We start from the raw sequence: 12,917 nt of genomic DNA on the forward strand, positions 1-12,917 counted from the left end.
TCTGGAGAGCCGTGTGTGGGCGAGGTCCTGCGCGCGTGCCCGTGGCCGGTCCTGCCGGTCGCAGGCGAACACCTCTCGCCGGGCAGTCCGCCTGGCCCATCCCCGTGACGCACATCATGCACCACGGGTGGGCCGGTCGGGAAGTGCAGGGGAGAGCAGCGTGTCCGTGGAGCCCAGGTGGGCGTCGCAGGGCAGGCAGAACCCAAGGAGCGTGAACCCGGCGTCCAGCCGGGGGACCGCACGACAACATCGACCGAGAAGAGCGTCAGTGCCCACGATCAACCAGCTCGTCCGCAAGGGCCGGCAGGACAAGGTCAAGAAGACCAACTCCCCGGCCCTGAAGGGCAACCCGCAGCGCCGCGGCGTCTGCACCCGTGTCTACACGACCACCCCGAAGAAGCCGAACTCCGCCCTGCGCAAGGTCGCCCGCGTGCGCCTCACCAGCGGCGTCGAGGTCACGGCCTACATCCCGGGCGTCGGCCACAACCTGCAGGAGCACTCGATCGTGCTCGTGCGCGGCGGTCGCGTGAAGGACCTTCCCGGCGTCCGGTACAAGATCATCCGCGGGTCCCTGGACACCCAGGGCGTCAAGGGACGCAACCAGTCCCGCTCCCGCTACGGCGCCAAGAAGGAGAAGAAGTAATGCCTCGTAAGGGCCCCGCTCCCAAGCGCCCGCTGATCCAGGACCCGGTCTACGGCTCGCAGCTGGTCACCCAGCTCGTCAACAAGACCCTCGTGGACGGCAAGAAGTCGACCGCCGAGCGCATCGTCTACGGCGCGCTCGAGGGGTGCCGCGCCAAGACCGGCACCGACCCGGTGCAGACGCTCAAGCGCGCCCTCGACAACGTCAAGCCGGCCCTCGAGGTCAAGTCCCGCCGTGTCGGCGGTGCGACCTACCAGGTGCCGATCGAGGTCAAGCCGACCCGCTCGACCACGCTGGCTCTGCGCTGGCTGGTCGGCTACTCGCGCCAGCGTCGCGAGAAGACGATGACCGAGCGGCTGATGAACGAGATCCTCGACGCCAGCAACGGCCTGGGTGCTGCGGTCAAGCGCCGCGAGGACACCCACAAGATGGCCGACGCCAACAAGGCCTTCGCGCACTACCGCTGGTGACCCGGCCGGCCGGGGCGCGCTCCTAGCGCCCCCGCCCACCGCACCGCACACCGACCTCACGAGAGACAAGCAGAGAGAGAGACCGTGGCACAGGACGTCCTGACGGACCTGAGGAAGGTCCGCAACATCGGCATCATGGCGCACATCGATGCCGGAAAGACGACGACCACCGAGCGCATCCTGTTCTACACGGGGGTCAACCACAAGATGGGCGAGACGCACGACGGTGCGTCCACGACCGACTGGATGGAGCAGGAGAAGGAGCGGGGGATCACCATCACCTCCGCGGCCGTCACCAGCTTCTGGCACGGCACCCAGATCAACCTGATCGACACCCCCGGCCACGTCGACTTCACCGTCGAGGTGGAGCGCAACCTGCGCGTCCTCGACGGCGCGGTCGCCGTGTTCGACGGCAAGGAGGGCGTGGAGCCCCAGTCCGAGACGGTCTGGCGCCAGGCCGACAAGTACGGCGTGCCGCGCATGTGCTTCATCAACAAGATGGACAAGATGGGCGCCGACTTCTACTTCTCGGTGCAGACCATGGTGGACCGCCTCGGCGCGACCCCGCTGGTCATGCAGCTGCCCATCGGTGCCGAGGCCGACTTCCTCGGGATGGTCGACCTGGTCTCCATGAAGGCGTTCACCTGGTCCAAGGAGACGCCGCTGGGCGAGGCCTACGAGATCGAGGAGATCCCTGCCGACCTGCAGGAGAAGGCCGAGGAGTACCGCAACGTGCTCATCGAGAAGGTCGCCGAGGCCGACGAGGAGCTGCTCGAGAAGTACCTGGGCGGCGAGGAGCTGACCGAGGACGAGATCAAGGGCGGAGTGCGTGCGCTCACCCTGGCCGGCGAGGTCAACCCGGTCTTCTGCGGCACCGCGTTCAAGAACAAGGGGGTCCAGCCGCTGCTGGACGCCATCGTGGACTACCTGCCCTCGCCGCTGGACGTGCCCCCGACCGAGGGGCACAAGCCCGGCGACGAGGAGACCGTGATCTACCGCAAGGCGGAGGCGTCCGAGCCGTTCTCCGCGCTGGCCTTCAAGATCGCCACGCACCCGTTCTTCGGCACGCTGACCTACATCCGGGTCTACTCCGGCGAGATCACCGCAGGCTCCCCGGTCATGAACGCGACCAAGGGCCGCAAGGAGCGTCTGGGCAAGCTGTTCCAGATGCACGCCAACAAGGAGAACCCGGTCGAGAAGGTCTCCGCGGGCCACATCTACGCGGTGATCGGGCTCAAGGACACGACTACCGGTGACACGCTCTGCGACGTCAGCGAACAGATCATCCTGGAGTCGATGACCTTCCCCGAGCCGGTCATCCACGTGGCCATCGAGCCCAAGACCAAGGGCGACCAGGAGAAGCTGGGCACCGCGATCCAGAAGCTGGCCCAGGAGGACCCGACCTTCACCGTCCGCCTGGACGAGGAGACCGGTCAGACCGTCATCGGTGGCATGGGCGAGCTCCACCTCGACATCCTGGTCGACCGCATGAAGCGGGAGTTCAAGGTCGAGGCCAACGTCGGCGCCCCGCAGGTCGCCTACCGCGAGACCATCCGGCGCACGGTGGAGAAGTTCGACTACACCCACAAGAAGCAGACGGGTGGCTCGGGCCAGTTCGCCAAGATCCAGATCCGTCTGGAGCCGATGGACACCCACGAGGGCGAGCTCTACACCTTCGAGAACTCGGTCACCGGTGGCCGTGTGCCCAAGGAGTACATCCCCTCGGTCGACCAAGGCATCCAGGACGCCATGCAGCTGGGCATCCTGGCCGGCTACCCGTTGGTGGGCGTCAGGGCGACCCTGCTCGACGGTGCCTACCACGACGTCGACTCCTCGGAGATGGCGTTCAAGATCGCCGGCTCGATGGCCTTCAAGGAGGCCGCCCGCAAGGCCGACCCGGCCCTGCTCGAGCCGATGATGGCCGTCGAGGTGCGCACGCCCGAGGAGTACATGGGTGACGTCATCGGCGACCTCAACAGCCGTCGTGGGCAGATCCAGTCCATGGAGGACATCTCGGGCGCCAAGGTCGTCAAGGCGACCGTGCCGCTGTCGGAGATGTTCGGGTACGTTGGTGACCTCCGGTCCAAGACCCAGGGTCGTGCCAACTACACGATGCAGTTCGACTCCTACGCCGAGGTTCCCCGGAACGTGGCCGAGGAGATCATCAAGAAGGTCCGCGGCGAGTGAGCTGAACTCACTCCGCGCCGCGGAGTGATGGACCGAGCACCACCATCCATCCAGAACCGAATCGTCGTCGCGGCACCCCAGCCGGTGACGATCGCACAAGAAGAGTCCAACAGGAGGACACCAGTGGCTAAGGCCAAGTTCGAGCGGAGCAAGCCGCACGTCAACATCGGCACGATCGGGCACATCGACCACGGCAAGACGACGCTGACCGCAGCCATCTCCAAGGTGCTGCACGACCAGTTCCCGGACCTCAACGAGGCGTCGCCGTTCGACATGATCGACAAGGCGCCCGAGGAGCGGCAGCGCGGCATCACGATCTCGATCTCGCACATCGAGTACCAGACCGACAAGCGCCACTACGCGCACGTCGACTGCCCGGGCCACGCCGACTACGTGAAGAACATGATCACGGGTGCGGCACAGATGGACGGTGCGATCCTCGTGGTCGCCGCCACCGACGGCCCGATGCCGCAGACCAAGGAGCACGTCCTCCTGGCCCGCCAGGTCGGCGTCCCCTACATCGTCGTGGCGCTCAACAAGTCCGACATGGTCGACGACGAGGAGATCATGGAGCTCGTCGAGATGGAGGTCCGCGAGCTGCTGTCCTCCTACGAGTTCCCGGGCGACGACCTGCCGGTCGTGCGCGTCTCGGCGCTCAAGGCTCTCGAGGGTGAGCAGAAGTGGGTCGACAGCGTGCTCGAGCTCATGAGCACCGTCGACGAGTACATCCCCGAGCCGGTCCGTGACCTGGACAAGCCGTTCATGATGCCGGTCGAGGACGTCTTCACGATCACCGGTCGCGGCACCGTCGTCACCGGTCGTATCGAGCGCGGCATCCTCAAGGTCAACGAGGAGGTCGAGATCGTCGGCATCCGTCCGACGTCCAGCAAGACCACCGTCACCGGCATCGAGATGTTCCGCAAGCTGCTCGACGAGGGTCGTGCGGGCGAGAACGTCGGTCTGCTGCTTCGCGGGACCAAGCGCGAGGACGTCGAGCGCGGCCAGGTCATCGTCAAGCCGGGCTCGATCACCCCGCACACCGAGTTCGAGGCGCAGGCCTACATCCTGTCCAAGGACGAGGGCGGTCGTCACACCCCGTTCTACGACAACTACCGCCCGCAGTTCTACTTCCGTACCACGGACGTGACCGGCGTCGTGCACCTTCCCGAGGGCACCGAGATGGTCATGCCGGGCGACAACACCGACATGCGCGTCGAGCTGATCCAGCCGATCGCCATGGAGGAGGGCCTGATGTTCAACATCCGCGAGGGTGGCCGCACCGTCGGTGCCGGCCGCGTGACCAAGATCCTCACGTGATCTGACCCCCGCACCACCTGACCGCGGTCAGGACGCCGGGCCCCCGCCACCACCTGGTGGCGGGGGCCCGTCCGCATGTCCCCGGCCTCGTCGGGACGGTCCGCAGCCGCGCGCCATGTAGGCTCGGGCCGACAGATGACGTGTCCACCTGCGGTGGGCCGCCCCGCAAGAACCCCAGGAGGGGCTTTGACCGACCTCGACCCATCGATGAGCGGAGCGTGGAGGTTCGATCCCGGACACACGCGCGTGGGCTTCTCGGCCCGTCACGCGATGGTGACCACGGTGCGCGGCACCTTTACCGACGTGGCCGGCGTGATCCACCTGGACGTGGACGACATCGCCTCCTCCTCCGTGGAGGTCACGCTCGGTGCCGCCAGCATCACCACCAACAACGACCAGCGTGACGAGCACCTGCGCAGTCCCGATTTCTTCGACGTGGAGAAGTACCCGCAGATCGTCTTCCGCTCCTCCACGATCGACGAGGTCGAGGAGGACAACTTCATGGTCGTGGGGGACCTGACCATCCGGGACGTGACCAAGCAGGTGGCGATCCCGATCGCCCTGCTCGGGGTGCAGCGCGACCCCATGGGCAACCTGCGTGCCGGCTTCGAGGCCACCCGGCGGCTCAACCGGCGCGACTTCGGGCTGCACTGGAACATGCCGCTGGACGCCGGCGGGCTGCTGGTCTCGGAGAAGGTGTCCCTCGAGTTCGAGATCTCGGCGATCAAGCAGGAGGGCTGAGGCTCGCGCCCGCGCGCCGCACACCGGGCCCGGCCACCCTCGAGGGGGTGGTCGGGCCCGCGGTGTGCGGCGGCAGGGGGCCTGCCAGGTCGAGCTGAACCCCGATTTGGGCGCCCGGGCACATCCGTGGCACACTAGACAGGTTGCTTGACGCACGGTGTGCACCTGTGTGCCTACCGTCGGCCGTCCGGCACGCGTCACATCCTGCGGACAGACTCGGTCTGGGGCAGGTCACGGCGCGGGCGACGGCAGCGCAAGCCCCGGCCACGGCCGGGTGCGGACACCGCCCGATGTGCAGATCCTGACATGGGGCGCCCACGAGGAAAGGGCGACACGCCCGACCTCGGGGGTCGGTGCCCGGGCCAAGCCGCGGACGTTACCCACGAATGTTTCAGCAGGACGACGAGAGAGAGTCAGAAAGCGATGGCGGGACAGAAGATCCGCATCCGGCTTAAGTCGTACGACCACGAGGTCATCGACAGCTCGGCGCGCAAGATCGTTGACACGGTGACCCGTGCCGGCGCCACCGTGGTTGGCCCGGTGCCGCTCCCGACGGAGAAGAACGTCTACTGCGTCATCCGGTCGCCCCACAAGTACAAGGACAGCCGCGAGCACTTCGAGATGCGCACGCACAAGCGTCTGATCGACATCGTCGACCCCACCCCCAAGGCGGTCGACTCGTTGATGCGACTCGACCTGCCGGCGGACGTCAACATCGAGATCAAGCTGTGAGCACCACAATGACTGCGACGACCACCACCAGCACCCGCACCGTCAAGGGCGTCCTCGGCGAGAAGCTCGGCATGACCCAGGTCTGGGACGCCGAGAACCGCCTCGTTCCCGTGACCGTCGTGCAGGCCGCGCCGAACGTCATCACCCAGGTCCGGGGAGCCGAGACCGACGGGTACGACGCGGTGCAGCTCGCCTTCGGCGCGATCGACCCGCGCAAGGTCACCAAGCCGCTCAAGGGCCACTTCGAGAAGGCCGGCGTCACGCCGCGCCGTCACCTCGTCGAGCTGCGCACCGCTGACGCGGGCGACTACTCGCTCGGCCAGGAGGTGACCGTGGAGACCTTCGAGGCCGGCCAGACGGTCGACGTCACCGGTACCACCAAGGGCAAGGGCTTCGCTGGCGTCATGAAGCGTCACGGCTTCCACGGCGTCTCGGCCTCCCACGGTGCGCACCGCAACCACCGCAAGCCGGGCTCGATCGGTGGCTGCGCCACCCCGGGCCGCGTCTTCAAGGGTCAGCGCATGGCCGGCCGCATGGGCGGCGAGCGCCAGACCACCTCGAACCTGACCATCCACGCCGTGGACGCCGACAAGGGTCTGCTGCTGATCAAGGGTGCCGTCCCCGGTCCCCGCGGCGGCGTCGTCCTGGTCCGCACGGCAGCGAAGGGGGCGTGAGCTCATGACGACAGTCACCATCACCAGGCCGACCGGCGGTGACGCCGGGACGGTGGAGCTGCCCGCCGAGCTGTTCGACGTGCAGACCAACGTGCCGCTCATCCACCAGGTCGTCGTGGCGCAGCTCGCTGCCGCCCGTCAGGGCACCCACTCGACCAAGAGCCGCGGCGAAGTCCGTGGCGGTGGGCGCAAGCCGTACCGTCAGAAGGGCACCGGCCGCGCCCGGCAGGGTTCGACGCGCGCCCCGCAGTTCGCCGGCGGTGGCGTCGTGCACGGCCCGACGCCGCGCGACTACAGCCAGCGCACGCCCAAGAAGATGAAGGCCGCCGCCCTGCGCGGTGCCCTCTCCGACCGGGCGCGTCACGGCCGCATCCACGTGCTGTCCGCCGTCGTCGAGGGCGACTCGCCCTCGACCAGGACCGCGTGGGCCGCGCTGAGCACGCTGACCGAGCGTCCCAACTTGCTCGTCGTCATCGACCGCGCCGACGAGATCGCGCTGCGCAGCCTGCGCAACCTCGCGACCGTGCACGTGCTCTACGTGGACCAGCTCAACACCTACGACGTGCTGTGCTCGGACGATGTGGTCTTCACCCAGGCCGCGCTCGAGGCGTACGTCACCAAGGCGCCCCGGGGCAAGGCTGTCGCGGAGACCGCGGCCGGCGAGGACACCCTCGAGACCGTCGAGACCGACCAGGTCGCGGACGGTGGCTTCGGTGCCGACTCCGCGGGCCCGACCGAGGACGGCAGCGCGCCCGAGGGCTTCACCGTCAAGGGCAACAAGGACTCGATGAAGTACCACGTGGAGGGTTCGCGCTGGTACGACGCCACGACCGCCGAGGTCTGGTTCAGCTCCGCAGCGGCGGCCGAGGCCGCCGGCTTCGCGCCTGCCGGCGGTGCTGCCGCCCAGGGCGTCGACGCGGGTGCCGACCTGGGCACCACCGAGGAGGACGGCAAGTGAGCACCACCGCCATCAACAAGGACCCGCGGGACATCCTGCTCGCACCGGTCGTCTCCGAGAAGTCGTACGCGCTTCTGGACCAGGGCAAGTACACCTTCCTGGTCGACCCGCGTTCGAACAAGGCCGAGATCAAGAAGGCCGTGGAGAACATCTTCGGCGTCAAGGTCAGCTCGGTGCACACGCTCAACCGCCCCGGCAAGACCCGCCGCACGAAGTTCGGCACGGGCCGCCGCAAGGACACCAAGCGCGCGATCGTGACGCTCCAGGAAGGCACCATCGACATCTTCGGCACGCTCTGAGCCGCGGACGTCGAGACGAGAACGTATAAGGACTGCATACCAACATGGCTATCCGTAAGTACAAGCCGACGACGCCGGGCCGACGCGGCTCGAGCGTGGCGGACTTCGTCGAGGTGACCCGAACCACCCCCGAGAAGTCCCTGGTCCGGCCCCTGTCCAAGACCGGCGGGCGCAACGCCACCGGTCGCATCACGACCAGGCACATCGGTGGTGGGCACAAGCGCGCCTACCGTGTGATCGACTTCCGCCGCGCCGACAAGGACGGCGTGAACGCCAAGGTCGCCCACATCGAGTACGACCCGAACCGCACCGCTCGCATCGCGCTGCTGCACTACACCGACGGCGAGAAGCGCTACATCGTGGCGCCGAACAAGCTCAAGCAGGGCGACGTGGTCGAGAACGGCCCCTCGGCCGACATCAAGACCGGCAACAACCTGCCGCTGCGCAACATCCCGATCGGTACCGTCGTGCACTGCATCGAGCTGCGGCCCGGTGGCGGCGCCAAGATCGCCCGCTCCGCCGGCACCCGCGTCCAGCTGGTCGCCAAGGAGGGCAAGATGGCGCAGCTGCGCATGCCCTCCGGCGAGATCCGCAACGTCGACGCCCGCTGCCGCGCCACTATCGGCGAGGTCGGCAACGCCGAGCAGAGCAACATCAGCTGGGGCAAGGCCGGCCGTATGCGGTGGAAGGGCAAGCGCCCGTCCGTCCGCGGTGTGGTGATGAACCCGGTCGACCACCCCCACGGTGGTGGCGAGGGCCGGACCTCCGGCGGCCGGCACCCGGTCAGCCCGTGGGGTCAGAAAGAGGGCCGCACCCGTAAGCCCAACAAGCCGAGCGACCGGCTCATCGTCCGTCGTCGCCGGACCGGCAAGAAGCGCTGAGCAGGGAGTTAACGAGACATGCCTCGCAGCCTGAAGAAGGGCCCGTTCGTCGACGACCACCTTGTCAAGAAGGTGGACGCGCAGAACGAGGCCGGCACCAAGAACGTCATCAAGACCTGGTCCCGCCGGTCGATGATCACCCCCGACATGCTCGGCCACACCCTGGCCGTGCACGACGGCCGCAAGCACGTCCCGGTCTTCGTGACCGAGTCGATGGTCGGCCACAAGCTCGGTGAGTTCGCTCCGACCCGCACGTTCAAGGGTCACGAGAAGGACGACAAGAAGGGTCGCCGTCGCTGATGACTACCCAGACCGAAGGAAACACCATGGAAGCCAAGGCCGTGGCGCGCTTCGTGCGCGTGACGCCGATGAAGGCCCGCCGTGTCGTGGACCTGATCCGGGGCAAGAGCGTCCCGGAGGCCGTGGCCCTCATGCGGTTCGCCCCGCAGAGCGCCAGCGAGCCCGTGCTCAAGGTCCTGGACAGCGCGGTCGCCAACGCCCGTTTCACCGCGGACCAGACCGGTGAGGCGTTCGACGAGAACGCTCTCGTGGTCTCGGCCGCGTACGTGGACGAGGGACCGACCATGAAGCGGTTCCGACCCCGTGCGCAGGGCCGCGCCAGCCGTATCAACAAGCGTACGAGCCACATCTCCGTGCACGTCGCGCCGCGTTCGACCAAGGGAGGTGCCCGCTGATGGGGCAGAAGATTCACCCGATCGGCTACCGCCTGGGCATCACGACCGACCACCGCAGCCGCTGGTTCGCCGACTCGACCAAGCCGGGTCAGCGCTACCGGGACTACGTGAAGGAGGACGTCGCGATCCGCAACCTGCTCTCCGAGGGCATGGACCGGGCCGGCATCTCCAAGGTCGAGATCGAGCGCACCCGTGACCGCGTCCGGGTGGACATCCACACCGCGCGTCCCGGCATCGTCATCGGCCGCCGTGGCGCCGAGGCCGACCGCATCCGCAGCGAGCTCGAGAAGCTCACCGGCAAGCAGGTCCAGCTGAACATCCTCGAGGTGAAGAACCCCGAGGTGGACGCGCAGCTGGTCGCCCAGGGCATCGCGGAGCAGCTGGCCGCCCGCGTCACCTTCCGGCGCGCGATGCGCAAGGGTATGCAGTCGGCGCTGCGGGCCGGTGCCAAGGGCATCCGGATCCAGTGCTCCGGTCGCCTCGGCGGCGCCGAGATGTCGCGCTCGGAGTTCTACCGCGAAGGCCGCGTGCCCCTGCACACCCTCCGCGCGAACATCGACTACGGCTTCTACGAGGCCCGGACCACCTTCGGCCGCATCGGTGTCAAGGTCTGGATCTATAAGGGCGACCTGACGTCCAAGGAGCTGGCCCGCGAGGAGGCCTCCCAGGCACCGCGCGGTGACCGTCGCGGTGGCCGCGGCGACCGCGGTGACCGTGGTCCTCGCGGCGGCGACCGCCGTGGCGGCGGCCGGGGCGACCGTGGTCCGCGCCGGGACGACAGCGCCGCACCCGCGCCGTCCCAGGAGGGCGCGGTGACCGCAGCTCCGGCCGAGGCCGCCCCCGCTACCACCGAGGGAGAGCAGTCCTGATGTTGATTCCCCGTCGAGTCAAGCACCGCAAGCAGCACCACCCGGGGCGCAGCGGCATGGCCAAGGGCGGCACCGCGATCGCGTTCGGCGACTACGGCATCCAGGCCCTGGAGCCCGCCTACGTCACCAACCGGCAGATCGAGTCCGCGCGTATCGCCATGACGCGCTACATCAAGCGAGGCGGAAAGGTGTGGATCAACATCTACCCCGACCGTCCGCTGACCAAGAAGCCGGCCGAGACCCGCATGGGCTCCGGCAAGGGCTCGCCCGAGTGGTGGATCGCCAACGTCAAGCCCGGTCGCGTGCTCTTCGAGCTCTCCGGCGTCACGGAGGACGTGGCTCGCGAGGCCATGCGCCTGGCGATGCACAAGCTCCCCATGAAGACCCGCTTCGTCACGCGTGAGGGTGGTGACATCTGATGGCAGTCGGTTCCACGAACCTGACCCCCGAGCAGCTTCGGGGCCTGGAGCCCGGCCCGCTGGCCGACGCCCTGGTGGAGGCCAAGAAGGAGCTGTTCAACCTGCGGTTCCAGTCCGCCACCGGCCAGCTGGAGAACCACGGCCGTCTGCGTGCGGTCCGCAGGGACATCGCACGCATCTACACCGAGATGCGCGAGCGTGAGCTCGGCATCGGCCGCGAGGCCGGGACGAGCGACCAGAAGGTCGGCTGAGGATGAGCGAGAACACTGTGAGCACCGAGACCACGAACACCGATACCACCGAGGTGGAGTCCGCCGACGTCGAGACGACGGTCGTGACCCACGAGCCGGACGCCAAGGCGCTCGGCCACGGCGGAGACCGCAACTACCGCAAGACCCGCCAGGGCCTCGTGGTGAGCGACAAGATGGACAAGACCGTCTCCGTCATCGTCGAGGACCGTGTGAAGCACGCCCTCTACGGCAAGGTCCTGCGCAAGAGCCACAAGGTCAAGGCGCACGACGAGCAGAACGCTGCCGGTGTCGGCGACCGCGTCCTCATCATGGAGACCCGCCCGCTCAGCGCCACCAAGCGCTGGCGCGTGGTGGAGATCCTCGAGAAGGCCAAGTAAAACTACCCGTCCACAACGTTCGGCAAGGCTCAGCCCGGCGGTCATCGACCACCCTGAGAACCTGCCGACATTAGGAGAACGAACAGTGATCCAGCAGGAGTCGCGACTTCGCGTCGCCGACAACACCGGTGCCAAGGAGATCCTGTGCATCCGCGTGCTCGGTGGTTCCGGGCGCCGTTACGCGGGCATCGGGGACACCATCGTGGCCACGGTCAAGGACGCCATCCCCGGCGGCAACGTGAAGAAGGGCGACGTCGTCAAGGCGGTCATCGTCCGGACCCGCAAGGAGCGCCGGCGCGTCGACGGGTCGTACATCCGTTTCGACGAGAACGCCGCGGTGATCCTCAAGACCGACGGTGACCCCCGGGGCACCCGCATCTTCGGCCCCGTGGGCCGCGAGCTGCGTGACAAGAAGTTCATGAAGATCGTCTCGCTCGCACCGGAGGTGATCTGAGCCATGGCGAAGATGAAGATCAAGAAGAACGACCTCGTGCAGGTCATCGCGGGCAAGGACAAGGGCCTCCAGGGCCGCGTTATCGCCGTCTACACCGAGACCGACCGGGTCCTGGTGGAAGGCGTCAACCGCATCACCAAGCACACGCGTGCCGGCAGCGACCGCGGCGTCAACACCGGTGGCATCCAGGTCCAGGAGGCCCCCATCCACGTGTCCAACGTGATGGTGGTCGACCCCGAGACCAAGAAGCCCACCCGGGTCAGGACGCGCGTGGAGACCGAGGAGCGCGAGGGTCGGACCAAGACGGTGCGCAGCCGCGTCGCGGTGCGCTCGGGTAAGGACCTGTGATTCACCGATGACTGACACGATGAACGAGACCGCGGGCCAGGGCGCCGCCGAGCGGCCCACCCCGCGTCTCAAGCAGCGCTATGCCGAGGAGATCACCCCGGCCCTGGTCGAGGAGTTCGGCTACACCAACCCGATGCAGGTGCCCGGTCTGGTCAAGGTGACCGTCAACATGGGCGTCGGCGAGGCGGCCCGCGACAGCAAGCTGATCGAGGGTGCGATCCGCGACCTGGCCACGATCACCGGGCAGCGCCCGGCCGTGACCAAGGCCCGCAAGTCCATCGCCCAGTTCAAGCTGCGCGAGGGCATGCCGATCGGTGCGCACACCACGCTGCGCGGCGACCGGATGTGGGAGTTCCTCGACCGGCTGATCGCGCTCGCGCTGCCGCGCATCCGCGACTTCCGCGGCCTGTCGCCCAAGCAGTTCGACGGGCGGGGCAACTACACCTTCGGCCTCAACGAGCAGTCGATGTTCCACGAGGTCGACCAGGACAAGATCGACCGCGTCCGCGGCATGGACATCACGGTCGTCACCACCGCCACCAACGACGACGAGGGCCGGGCCCTGCTCAAGCGCCTGGGCTTCCCGTTCAAGGAGAACTGAC

General features: G+C 67.9%; 19 protein-coding genes. All 19 read left to right on the forward strand.

Annotation, left to right across the window (positions count from 1 at the left end):
* The first annotated feature begins 268 nt into the window (after positions 1-268).
* The 19 genes from rpsL to rplE all read left to right on the forward strand — a co-directional run bounded on the left by rpsL (position 269) and on the right by rplE (position 12,916).
* The gene (rpsL, locus tag DV701_RS16860; RefSeq protein ID WP_010148679.1) at positions 269-643 is read left to right on the forward strand and encodes a 30S ribosomal protein S12; all 375 of its coding nucleotides are present in this window, start codon (positions 269-271) and stop codon (positions 641-643) included.
* Positions 643-1,113, forward strand: a complete 471-nt coding sequence (gene rpsG / locus DV701_RS16865) for a 30S ribosomal protein S7 (protein ID WP_114930047.1) — start codon at positions 643-645, stop codon at positions 1,111-1,113. Before rpsL ends, rpsG begins: the two co-directional genes overlap by 1 nt.
* An 84-nt stretch (positions 1,114-1,197) precedes the next feature.
* Positions 1,198-3,300 carry an elongation factor G gene (fusA, locus tag DV701_RS16870; RefSeq protein WP_114930049.1) on the forward strand — a complete coding sequence of 701 codons (2,103 nt, stop codon included), beginning with the start codon at positions 1,198-1,200 and terminating at the stop codon, positions 3,298-3,300.
* Positions 3,301-3,423: 123 nt separating this feature from the next.
* On the forward strand, positions 3,424-4,617 hold the full coding sequence (tuf, locus tag DV701_RS16875; protein ID WP_114930051.1) for an elongation factor Tu: 1,194 nt from the start codon (positions 3,424-3,426) through the stop codon (positions 4,615-4,617).
* A 207-nt stretch (positions 4,618-4,824) separates the two neighbouring features.
* A complete protein-coding gene (locus DV701_RS16880) occupies positions 4,825-5,358 on the forward strand; it encodes a YceI family protein (protein ID WP_114931313.1) in 534 nt (177 codons plus the stop codon).
* Between the two features lie 423 nt (positions 5,359-5,781).
* The gene (gene rpsJ, locus DV701_RS16885; protein WP_114930053.1) at positions 5,782-6,090 is read left to right on the forward strand and encodes a 30S ribosomal protein S10; all 309 of its coding nucleotides are present in this window, start codon (positions 5,782-5,784) and stop codon (positions 6,088-6,090) included.
* 8 nt (positions 6,091-6,098) lie between these two features.
* Entirely contained in the window at positions 6,099-6,764 is a 666-nt protein-coding gene (rplC, locus tag DV701_RS16890; protein WP_114930055.1) for a 50S ribosomal protein L3, read from the forward strand.
* Between the two features lie 4 nt (positions 6,765-6,768).
* Entirely contained in the window at positions 6,769-7,722 is a 954-nt protein-coding gene (gene rplD / locus DV701_RS16895; RefSeq protein WP_114930057.1) for a 50S ribosomal protein L4, sunset domain variant, read from the forward strand.
* A complete protein-coding gene (gene rplW, locus DV701_RS16900; RefSeq protein ID WP_114930059.1) occupies positions 7,719-8,021 on the forward strand; it encodes a 50S ribosomal protein L23 in 303 nt (100 codons plus the stop codon). Before rplD ends, rplW begins: the two co-directional genes overlap by 4 nt.
* Positions 8,022-8,065: 44 nt before the next feature.
* Positions 8,066-8,902 (forward strand): 50S ribosomal protein L2, encoded by an 837-nt coding sequence (gene rplB / locus DV701_RS16905; RefSeq protein WP_114930061.1) that lies wholly within the window; start codon positions 8,066-8,068, stop codon positions 8,900-8,902.
* A gap of 18 nt (positions 8,903-8,920) precedes the next feature.
* Positions 8,921-9,202 (forward strand): 30S ribosomal protein S19, encoded by a 282-nt coding sequence (gene rpsS / locus DV701_RS16910; RefSeq protein ID WP_097188198.1) that lies wholly within the window; start codon positions 8,921-8,923, stop codon positions 9,200-9,202.
* 26 nt (positions 9,203-9,228) lie between these two features.
* On the forward strand, positions 9,229-9,597 hold the full coding sequence (gene rplV, locus DV701_RS16915) for a 50S ribosomal protein L22 (RefSeq protein WP_114930063.1): 369 nt from the start codon (positions 9,229-9,231) through the stop codon (positions 9,595-9,597).
* A complete protein-coding gene (rpsC, locus tag DV701_RS16920) occupies positions 9,597-10,466 on the forward strand; it encodes a 30S ribosomal protein S3 (RefSeq protein ID WP_114930065.1) in 870 nt (289 codons plus the stop codon). The genes rplV and rpsC overlap by 1 nt, the downstream gene beginning before the upstream one ends.
* Positions 10,466-10,885: a 50S ribosomal protein L16 gene (gene rplP / locus DV701_RS16925; protein ID WP_114930067.1), complete on the forward strand. Its 420-nt coding sequence runs from the start codon at positions 10,466-10,468 to the stop codon at positions 10,883-10,885. The genes rpsC and rplP overlap by 1 nt, the downstream gene beginning before the upstream one ends.
* Positions 10,885-11,136 carry a 50S ribosomal protein L29 gene (gene rpmC, locus DV701_RS16930; protein WP_114930069.1) on the forward strand — a complete coding sequence of 84 codons (252 nt, stop codon included), beginning with the start codon at positions 10,885-10,887 and terminating at the stop codon, positions 11,134-11,136. Before rplP ends, rpmC begins: the two co-directional genes overlap by 1 nt.
* Positions 11,137-11,138: 2 nt before the next feature.
* Positions 11,139-11,513 carry a 30S ribosomal protein S17 gene (gene rpsQ, locus DV701_RS16935; RefSeq protein WP_324616601.1) on the forward strand — a complete coding sequence of 125 codons (375 nt, stop codon included), beginning with the start codon at positions 11,139-11,141 and terminating at the stop codon, positions 11,511-11,513.
* An 85-nt stretch (positions 11,514-11,598) separates the two neighbouring features.
* Positions 11,599-11,967 carry a 50S ribosomal protein L14 gene (rplN, locus tag DV701_RS16940; protein WP_114930071.1) on the forward strand — a complete coding sequence of 123 codons (369 nt, stop codon included), beginning with the start codon at positions 11,599-11,601 and terminating at the stop codon, positions 11,965-11,967.
* Between the two features lie 3 nt (positions 11,968-11,970).
* A complete protein-coding gene (rplX, locus tag DV701_RS16945) occupies positions 11,971-12,315 on the forward strand; it encodes a 50S ribosomal protein L24 (protein WP_114930073.1) in 345 nt (114 codons plus the stop codon).
* A 7-nt stretch (positions 12,316-12,322) separates the two neighbouring features.
* Positions 12,323-12,916, forward strand: coding sequence for a 50S ribosomal protein L5 (gene rplE / locus DV701_RS16950; RefSeq protein ID WP_228255094.1), 594 nt, complete (start codon positions 12,323-12,325; stop codon positions 12,914-12,916).
* The last annotated feature ends 1 nt before the right edge of the window (position 12,917 follow it).

It is taken from the genome of Ornithinimicrobium avium (assembly GCF_003351765.1).
GTDB classification, from domain to species: domain Bacteria; phylum Actinomycetota; class Actinomycetes; order Actinomycetales; family Dermatophilaceae; genus Ornithinicoccus; species Ornithinicoccus avius.